General features: G+C 63.7%; 6 protein-coding genes. 4 read left to right on the top strand and 2 right to left on the bottom strand.

Annotated elements, in window-relative coordinates:
- Positions 1-348 precede the first annotated feature (348 nt).
- From AC5ZGW_RS44520 to moaC, 4 genes are all read left to right on the top strand, one after another.
- The gene (locus AC5ZGW_RS44520) at positions 349-2250 is read left to right on the top strand and encodes a peptidylprolyl isomerase (RefSeq protein WP_165435617.1); all 1902 of its coding nucleotides are present in this window, start codon (positions 349-351) and stop codon (positions 2248-2250) included.
- 107 nt (positions 2251-2357) lie between these two features.
- Entirely contained in the window at positions 2358-3371 is a 1014-nt protein-coding gene (gene trpD, locus AC5ZGW_RS44515; protein ID WP_130230866.1) for an anthranilate phosphoribosyltransferase, read from the top strand.
- 68 nt (positions 3372-3439) lie between these two features.
- Positions 3440-4261 carry an indole-3-glycerol phosphate synthase TrpC gene (trpC, locus tag AC5ZGW_RS44510; RefSeq protein WP_130230864.1) on the top strand — a complete coding sequence of 274 codons (822 nt, stop codon included), beginning with the start codon at positions 3440-3442 and terminating at the stop codon, positions 4259-4261.
- Between the two features lie 4 nt (positions 4262-4265).
- Positions 4266-4769, top strand: a complete 504-nt coding sequence (gene moaC, locus AC5ZGW_RS44505) for a cyclic pyranopterin monophosphate synthase MoaC (RefSeq protein WP_130230862.1) — start codon at positions 4266-4268, stop codon at positions 4767-4769.
- Positions 4770-5408: 639 nt separating this feature from the next.
- On the opposite strand, the gene AC5ZGW_RS44500 is transcribed toward moaC, so the two are convergent.
- Together AC5ZGW_RS44500 and AC5ZGW_RS44495 are read right to left on the bottom strand one after the other, a co-directional pair.
- Complete coding sequence (locus AC5ZGW_RS44500; protein WP_130230860.1) at positions 5409-6743, bottom strand: S41 family peptidase; 1335 nt, start codon at positions 6741-6743, stop codon at positions 5409-5411.
- 154 nt (positions 6744-6897) lie between these two features.
- Entirely contained in the window at positions 6898-8064 is a 1167-nt protein-coding gene (locus AC5ZGW_RS44495) for an NADH:flavin oxidoreductase/NADH oxidase (RefSeq protein ID WP_130230858.1), read from the bottom strand.
- Positions 8065-8665 lie beyond the last annotated feature (601 nt).

Genomic DNA, 8665 nt, shown 5'->3' with positions numbered 1-8665 from the left:
CAAGGCTTCCTCCTAAAACAAAGCCTTGAATCACGTTCAATCTGATTTGAGAATCCCAAGAGTCCACACGACCTAGCAGAGCCCGGCCGTCACTTCCAGACCCGGCGGTCCACCGCTACAAATCGCCGCCATAGCGGGACGGCATCCGCCGTCCCGCGTTAGCTTCTTGTTTGAGCATGATCTTTCCGGAAAACCGGGGTCCACTTTTCCGGATCATGCTCTAGGTTGCGACGGCGCAGTTGCCACTTTATGATGCGTTCCCAACTCGGTGACGCGCTTTAAGGAATCCGCTTATCGGATCATCCCCAGGCGCGACCCGGTTCCCCTCCTTTCAAACAAGTTGGACCCATGCTTCGAGGAATTCGGACAGCCTCATCAAACTGGCTCGGCAAGATCGTCATGGCCGTGGTGATGGGCGTTTTGATTGTCAGTTTCGGAATCTGGGGCATCGCCGACATCTTCAAGGGGTTCGGCCAGTCGACGCTCGCCAAGGTTGGCAGCACCGAAATCTCGACCGAGCAATTCCGCCAGATCTACACCGACCGGCTGCAGCAGGTCGGCCGCCAGTTCGGCCGTCCGTTGACGCCTGACCAGGCGCGCGCCTTCGGCTTTGACCGCCAGGTGCTGCAGCAGACGATCGCGGAAGCGGCCCTCGACGAGGAGGCCAGGCGGCTTCGGCTCGGCCAGTCGCAGGAAGAGACGATGCGCTCGATCTACAACGATCCGAACTTCAAGGGGCTGAACGGCCAGTTCGAGCCGCAGCGCTTCCAGTCCGTGATCCGCCAGTTCGGCTACACCGAGCAGCGCTATCTCGCCGAGCAGCGCCGCGTCGGCCTCCGCCGCCAGATCGCCGGCACGATCGGCGCCGGCATCGAGCCGCCAAAGACCTTGATCGAGGCCCTGGTCCGTTATCAGAACGAGCAGCGCTCGATCGAGTACATCAAGCTCGACGCGGCGCAGGCCGGCACCATCGACCCGCCCTCGCCCGAGGCGCTCGCCGCCTATTTCGAGGATCACAAGGCCCAGTTCCGCGCGCCCGAATTCCGCAAGATCGCGTTCGTCGTCGTGACGCCCGAGGAGATCGGCAAGTGGACCGAGGTCTCCGACGAGGATGCCAAGAAGATATTCGAGCAGCGCCGCAACCAGCTCGGCACGCCGGAGAAGCGCGAGGTATCGCAGATCGTGTTTCCGAACGTGGAAGAAGCCACTGCCGCACGTGCGCGGCTGACCTCGACCACCTCGTTCGACGACCTCGCCAAGGAACGCAACCTCAACCTGACCGACGTCGATCTCGGCATGGTCGCGAAGTCGGCGATCCTCGATCCGGCGGTTGCGGATGCGGCGTTCTCCCTGCCCTCGGGCGAAGTCAGCCAGCCGGTGCAGGGCCGCTTTGGCGTGGCGCTGGTCAAGGTCGGCAAGATCGAGCCGGGCACGACGCCGACCTATGAGAGCATGGCCGGCGAGATCAAGAAGCAGATCGCAGCCGAGCGCGCCCGCGAGAAGGTCGCCGATCTCCACAACAAGATGGAAGACGAGCGCGGCGGCGGCGCCAATCTCGCCGAGGCGGCGCAGAAGCTTGGGCTGACCGCCGTCACCATCGACGCCGTCGACCGCTCCGGCCGCATGCCGAACGGCCAGCTCGTGGCGAACATTCCGACCGGTCTCGATGTGGTCTCGCAGGCCTTCGGCAGCGATGTCGGCGTCGACAACGAGCCGATCCAGTTCCGCGGCGGCTATGTCTGGTACGACGTGCTCGGCGTGACGCCGTCGCGCGAGCGCAGCCTCGACGAGGTGCGCGCCCAGGTCGAGGCGAAATGGCGCGAGGACCAGATCGCGACCAGGCTGCGCGAAAAGGCAACCGAGATCGTCAAGAAGGTCGAGGCCGGCGGCAAGCTCGCCGACGAAGCCTCCGCACTCGGCGTGAAGGTCGAGACTGCGGATAAATTCCGCCGCGATGCCTCGCTACCGGCCGTGCCTGAGAGCGTGGTCGCGGCTGCGTTCCGCACCGCCAAGGATGGCGTCGGTCAGGCCACGGGTACCGGTGGCGAGCGCGTCGTCTTCCGCGTCACCGACATCATCGTGCCGCCGGTCGATCTTTCCTCCGAGGAGGTGAAGAAGTTGAAAGAGGCGCTGCAGCGCGGATTGACCGACGAGCAGGTCGCGCAATACGTCAACAAGATCGAAAAAGACATCGGAACCACAATCAATCAGGCCGCCTTCGCACAGGTGACGGGCGCGAATAACAACTGAGCATGATCCGATTAGATCATGCTCTCATCTTTTGTTTGAGCATGATCTTATCGGAAAACCGGTTTCCACTTTTCCGGATCATGCTCTAAAATCTTCACGGGCGGGCGATGGACGACCTGAAATCGATAATTGCGAAAGTCGCCACCGGCGCAACCTTGTCGCGCGACGAAGCCGCAAGCGCCTTCGACAGCATGATGTCGGGCGAAGCCACGCCCTCGCAGATGGGCGGCCTCCTGATGGCCCTGCGCGTGCGCGGCGAGACCGTTGACGAGATCACCGGCGCGGTGTCGGCAATGCGCAGCAAGATGCTGCGGGTGACCGCGCCGCCTGATGCGGTCGATGTGGTCGGCACCGGCGGCGACGGCTCCGGCTCCGTGAACGTGTCGACCTGCGCCTCGTTCATCGTGGCCGGCACGGGCGTGCCGGTCGCAAAACACGGCAACCGCGCGCTGTCGTCGCGCTCGGGCGCCGCCGACGTGCTGGCCTCGCTCGGCGTCAAGATCGATCTTACCCCGGCCCAGGTCGGCCAATGCGTCCAGGAAGCCGGGATCGGCTTCATGTTCGCCCCCGCCCATCACCCGGCCATGAAGAATGTCGGCCCGACCCGGGTCGAGCTTGCGACCCGTACCATCTTCAACCTGCTCGGCCCGCTCTCCAATCCCGCCGGCGTCAAGAGGCAGATGGTCGGGGTGTTCTCGCGGCAATGGGTGCAGCCCTTGGCGCAGGTCCTGAAGAACCTCGGCTCGGAAGCGGCCTGGGTGGTGCACGGCTCCGACGGGCTCGACGAAATCACCCTCACCGGCCCGACCTTCGTCGCGGCGCTGGAGCGCGGCGAGATCAGAACCTTCGAAGTTTCCCCTGACGATGCCGGCTTTGGCCGCGTCGGCAGCGAGGCGCTGAAGGGCGGCGATGCCGATGCCAACGCGGTGGCGCTGCTCAGCGTGCTCAATGGCGAGCCGAGCGCCTATCGGGACGTCGCGCTGCTCAACGCCGCCGCGGCGCTGATCGTCGCCGGCCGTGCCAAAGATTTGAACGAAGGCGTCGCGCTCGGGACCAATTCGTTGGATAGCGGTGCCGCCGCCGCGAAGCTCAAACATTTGATCGCGGTTTCCAACAGCTAGAGCATGATCCGGAAAAGTGGGAACCGGTTTTCCGAAAAGATCATGCTCATAGAGACATAGGGTCCGCGATGTCCGACATCCTGAAGAAGATCGAAGCCTATAAGCGCGAGGAGATCGCCGCAGCCAAACGCGCGCATCCGCTGCCCGAGATCGAGGCGCGCGCCAAGGCCGCGTCGCCGCCGCGCGGGTTCGTGCGCGCTATCCGCGAAAAGCACGCGCGCGGCGATTACGCGCTGATTGCCGAGATCAAGAAGGCCTCGCCATCGAAGGGCCTGATCCGCGTCGATTTCGATCCGCCTGTCCTGGCCAAGGCCTATGAGGCCGGCGGCGCGGCCTGCCTTTCGGTGCTGACGGATACGCCCTCGTTCCAGGGCCATCTCGACTTCATGGTCGCGGCGCGCGCGGCAACCAATCTGCCGGTGCTGCGCAAGGATTTCATGTTCGACACCTATCAGGTGCTCGAGGCCCGCGCCCACGGCGCCGACTGCATCCTAATCATCATGGCCGCGCTCGATGACGCAGCGGCCAAGGATATCGAGGACGCCGCGCTCGCGCTGCAGATGGACGTGCTGATCGAAATCCACGACCGCGGCGAGCTCGACCGCGCGCTGAAGCTCCGCTCGCCGATGATCGGCGTCAACAACCGCAATCTCCGCACCTTCGAGACCACGCTCGCGACCAGCGAGGCCTTGGCACCGCTGATCCCGAAGGAGCGGCTGATGGTCGGCGAAAGCGGCATCTTCACGCCGGACGATCTGTCCAGGCTGGAACGCGTGGGCATGTCGACCTTCCTGGTCGGCGAGAGCCTGATGCGTCAGGCCGATGTAACAGCGGCAACCCGCGCGCTGCTCGCACGCAAAAGCGCGCCACGCACCACCGGGACCCGTTAGAGCGATGGCGGAGAAGTCAAAGGGCGGTCCCGCCCTCACCCATATCGATGCCAGCGGTGAGGCACGCATGGTCGACGTCTCCGCCAAGCCCGCGACCGAACGCACAGCCGTTGCCGAAGGCCGCGTCGTCATGAGCAAGGCAACGCTCGAGCTGATCGTCTCAGGCAATGCCAAGAAGGGCGACGTGCTCGGCACCGCGCGCATTGCCGGCATCATGGCGGCGAAACGGACCTCGGAACTGATCCCGCTCTGCCATCCGCTCGCGCTGTCGAAGGTCACGGTCGATATCGAGCCGGACGAGAAACTGCCGGGTTGCATCGTGCAGGCGACCGTCAAGGTCACCGGCCCGACTGGCGTCGAGATGGAGGCGCTAACCGCGGTCTCGGTCGCCTGCCTCACCATTTACGACATGATCAAGGCGGTGGAACGCGGCGTCCGCATCGAAGGGATCCACCTCGTCGAGAAGCAGGGCGGCAAGTCCGGCCACTATCGCGCCGTCTATCGCTGACACCCATTCAAACGGCCTTACGCCACGACGGCTCTGTCACGCGGCTGTGACCGGGTGGCCCGGAGTGCGTTACCGCTTGCGGTGTTACATTTGACGTAGCCTTTTGAAGGAGCAACGCAATGTGGGCCTTCAAGCTTCTTGGTGCGGCTGCAGCGCTCAGCGTGGTCAGCGCGCCGGCAATGGCACAGCAGGTGATTTCAGAGCCCGGCTATTGCGCGCAATTCTACCCCAACGCCAATTGCCAGAACAAAGGTCCGGGCAACCCCTATAGGCGGCTATCAGCGCTACATCGACCAGGGTTACGGGATGTGGGCTCAGGATCCACCGATCCCGTCGGTCGGCAAGCGCTCGCGGACCCACCGGTCCGCTCGACAGTAGGGTGGCCAAAGCGAAGCGTGCCCACCTTTCTTGCACCGTCCGTGGACGGTGGGCACGCGGAGCCTGTCATCGGGCGCGCGTTCGCGCGACCCGTTGGCTTTGCCCACCTACGATTCCGGCATGAGGCCCGTCATGGCCGGGCTCGTCCCGGCCATCCACGAAGAGGCTTGCACAGCAGCAGAGACGTGGATGCCCGGGACAAGTCCGGGCATGACGAACTCTGATGCGTCTCGATACCGCCTTCCCACGTCAACGTGATGTTCAGTTCGGGATCGTCCGCTTCGGCGCGCCCTTGGCGTCGGCGTTGACGGTGACGCCACGCAACAGGTTGTAGGCAGCGTTCAGCGCCTTGTCGTTCTTCTCGTCAGGCGGGACGAAGGATTGCGAGCCGGTCTGCTCGGTGCCTTCGGCCGCCAGATGCCCGCGCATCGAGGCCTCGCCCTTGATCTCGGCACGCGTCTTCAATTCGTCCGGCACATCCTGCAGGATCTCGATATCGGGCGCGATGCCCTGCGCCTGGATCGATCGGCCCGACGGCGTGAAATATCGCGCGGTGGTCAGCGCCAGCGCGCCATTGCCAGCCCCGAGCGGAATGATGGTTTGCACTGAGCCCTTGCCGAAGGTGCGGGTGCCGATCAGCGTCGCGCGCTTGTGGTCGTGCAGCGCACCGGCCACGATCTCGGAGGCAGAGGCCGAGCCGCCGTTGATCAGGGCCACAAGCGGCTTGCCCTTGGTCATGTCGCCGCCGCGAGCGGTGAAGCGCTGAGTTTCCTCCGGCAACCGGCCGCGGGTCGAGACCACCTCGCCGCGCGCCATCAGCGAGCTCACCACCGACACCGCCTGGTCGAGCAAGCCGCCGGGATTGTTGCGCAGGTCGATCACATAACCGGCAAGCTTGTCCTGCGGGATCTCCTTGGAGATATCGGCGATCGCCTTGTGCAGGCCCTCGGTGGTCTGCTCATTGAACGAGTTGATCCTGATATAGCCGATATTGCCGCCATCGGTGTGGAAGCGCACCGGGCGCACGCGGATGATCTCGCGGGTGATGGCGACGTCGATCGGCTTGTCGGCATCCTTGCGGATGATCTTCAGCTTGGTCTGGCTGTTGGGCGGGCCCTTCATCTTGTTGACGGCCTGATCCAGCGTCATGCCCTGGATCTGTTCGTCATCGATCTGGGTGATGATGTCGCCCGACATGATGCCGGCACGCGAAGCCGGCGTGTCGTCGATCGGCGCGACGACCTTGATGAAACCATCCTCCATCGTGACTTCGATGCCGAGGCCGCCGAACTCGCCGTGGGTGGTCTCCTGCATGTCGGTCCAGCCCTTCTCGTTCATGTAACGAGAATGCGGATCGAGCGAGGAGATCATGCCGTTGATCGCGCCCTCCATCAGCTTGGAGTCGTCGGGCTTTTCGACATAGTCGGTCCGGACGCGCTCGAACACGTCGCCGAACAGATTGAGCTGGGAATAGGTATCGGAGCGGACCGCGGCCTTGGCGACCGCAACCAGATTGGCGCCCTGCGGGGCGGTGACGAGAAGGGTAAGGCCAGCACCGGTCACCGTGCCGAGGAGAAAGCCAAAATTCCTGCGCATGCGTGCGATCCTTCCCGCTGTAGCCGCCACGACTGTGATGAATCGTCGTTCTCACCCGACGTGGACAAACACACAATGCCTTTTTGGTCGGATCAAGGCCAATTGTACCGGAGAAATACCGTCGCTCACGACATCGTGCGTTGCTCGTGCGCCGCTATGGACGTCCCTCCTGGAGGCCGCTCTGCCAGGTCGACGGATTGGTTCCAAAGCCGCGTTTGGCGCGCGTGCCCAGCCAATAGCCGAACTGCGGCGGAACATTACGGAATGGCCCGTCCACGCCAAGCTTCAGCGCGGCGTCCATCGGCCAGTTCGGGTTGTTGAGGATTTCGCGCCCAATCGCGATCAGATCTGCCTGTTTTTCGCGCAGGATCTGTTCCGCCTGGTCACCATGAATGATGAGGCCGACGGCCATGGTGAGGATGTCGGCGTGACGGCGGACGTATTCCGATAGGGGCACCTGGTAGTTGTACTTGATTTCCTTGCCGAGGATCGGCGCCATGTCGGTGATGCCGCCGGACGAGCAATCGATGACATCGACGCCTTTCGCCTTCAGGATGCGGGCGAGCCGTACGCTCTGCTCCGGGCCCCAACCGGCATTGTCCTCCACCGACAGCCGCACGAACAGCGGCTTGTGGTCGGGCCAATAGCTGCGCACCGCCTCCGTCACTTCGATGATGAAGCGCATGCGGTTCTCTTCCGAGCCGCCATACTCGTCGGTGCGCTGGTTTCCGCGCTCCGACAAGAACTCATGCACGAGATAGCCGTGGGCGCCGTGCAATTCGAGCACGTCGAAGCCAGCCTCATTGGCGCGGCGCGCGGCTTGGCCCCAGGCCTGCACGAGGTCCTTCACCTCGCTGCGCTCCAGCGCCCGCGGTACCGGCCAGCGCGCACTATGCGCGATCGCGCTCGGCGCCACCGGGGTCCAATCGTCCCAGTCCTCGATCTCGGGCGACCGCTGCAGCGGTCCGTCGCCTTCCCACGGCCGCGTTGCGCGCGCCTTGCGTCCGGAATGGCCGAGCTGGATGCCGGCAAGCGCGTTCTGTTGCTTGATGAAGGTGACGAGCCGGTTGAGCGGCGCGATGAACTTGTCGTCCCAGATGCCGAGATCACCGACCGTGCCGCAGCCGCGCCGCTCGACCTTGGTCGACTCGACAATGACGAGCCCCGCGCCGCCGGCGGCGAACTTGCCCGCATTCATCAAATGCCAATCGGTCGGAAATCCCTTCACGGCCGAATATTGATGCATCGGCGGCACCACGATCCGGTTCTTCAGCGTGATCCCGCGGATCGTCATTGATGAGAACAGGAGCGTATCGGACATGGTTTTCCTCGCATCACTGGACATCGTTACCCGCTATTTCACCGGGGTCGGTTTCCTGCCGCGAACGATATATGTGCCGTCAATGACGGCAAAGCCGAAATGCGGGAGGCTTCCATGCCCAATCGGCGATTGCCGAAGCACGAGTCTCGCGCTCGTCCGTCGCACTTATGCTTCACCCGTTGCCAACTCCCGCGGTCATTCCGGGGCGGGCGCAGCGCGAGCTATGATGTGCAATTGCACATCAGAGAATCCATTCATCCGCTGGCGCAAGCTGCGAAATGGATTCCGGGCTCGTCCTTCGGACGCCCCGGAATGACAGCCTCCGTCATTGCGAGCGGAGCGAAGCAATCCATGCCTCCGTTCGCTGCGCTATGGATTGCTTCGCGGAGCCTGTCATCGGACGGCGCTTCGCGCTTATCCGTTGGCTCGCAATGATGTTGTGGTTGCTTTGGGTGCGACATATCAACCCGACGGGCAAATCAGCAGAAACGTGTCCAGACTATCAGCGAAAAACATTTCGCTTTCGCCGTCGGGCAAATCAGTGATTTAACTCCGCGCGTCTCACCCAAGAGAGGGGCGGCTCGCGATCGTCACGAACGTT

The sequence above is a fragment of the Bradyrhizobium sp. Crot121 genome, assembly GCF_059512385.1.
This window is presented reverse-complemented; position numbering and strand designations above follow the sequence as displayed.

Coding starts and splice junctions, on each gene's coding strand:
- AC5ZGW_RS44520 (WP_165435617.1), top strand. CDS start 349: ATGCTTCGAGGAATTCGGACAGCCTCATCAAACTGGCTCGGCAAGATC.
- trpD (WP_130230866.1), top strand. CDS start 2,358: ATGGACGACCTGAAATCGATAATTGCGAAAGTCGCCACCGGCGCAACC.
- trpC (WP_130230864.1), top strand. CDS start 3,440: ATGTCCGACATCCTGAAGAAGATCGAAGCCTATAAGCGCGAGGAGATC.
- moaC (WP_130230862.1), top strand. CDS start 4,266: ATGGCGGAGAAGTCAAAGGGCGGTCCCGCCCTCACCCATATCGATGCC.
- AC5ZGW_RS44500 (WP_130230860.1), bottom strand. CDS start 6,743: ATGCGCAGGAATTTTGGCTTTCTCCTCGGCACGGTGACCGGTGCTGGC.
- AC5ZGW_RS44495 (WP_130230858.1), bottom strand. CDS start 8,064: ATGTCCGATACGCTCCTGTTCTCATCAATGACGATCCGCGGGATCACG.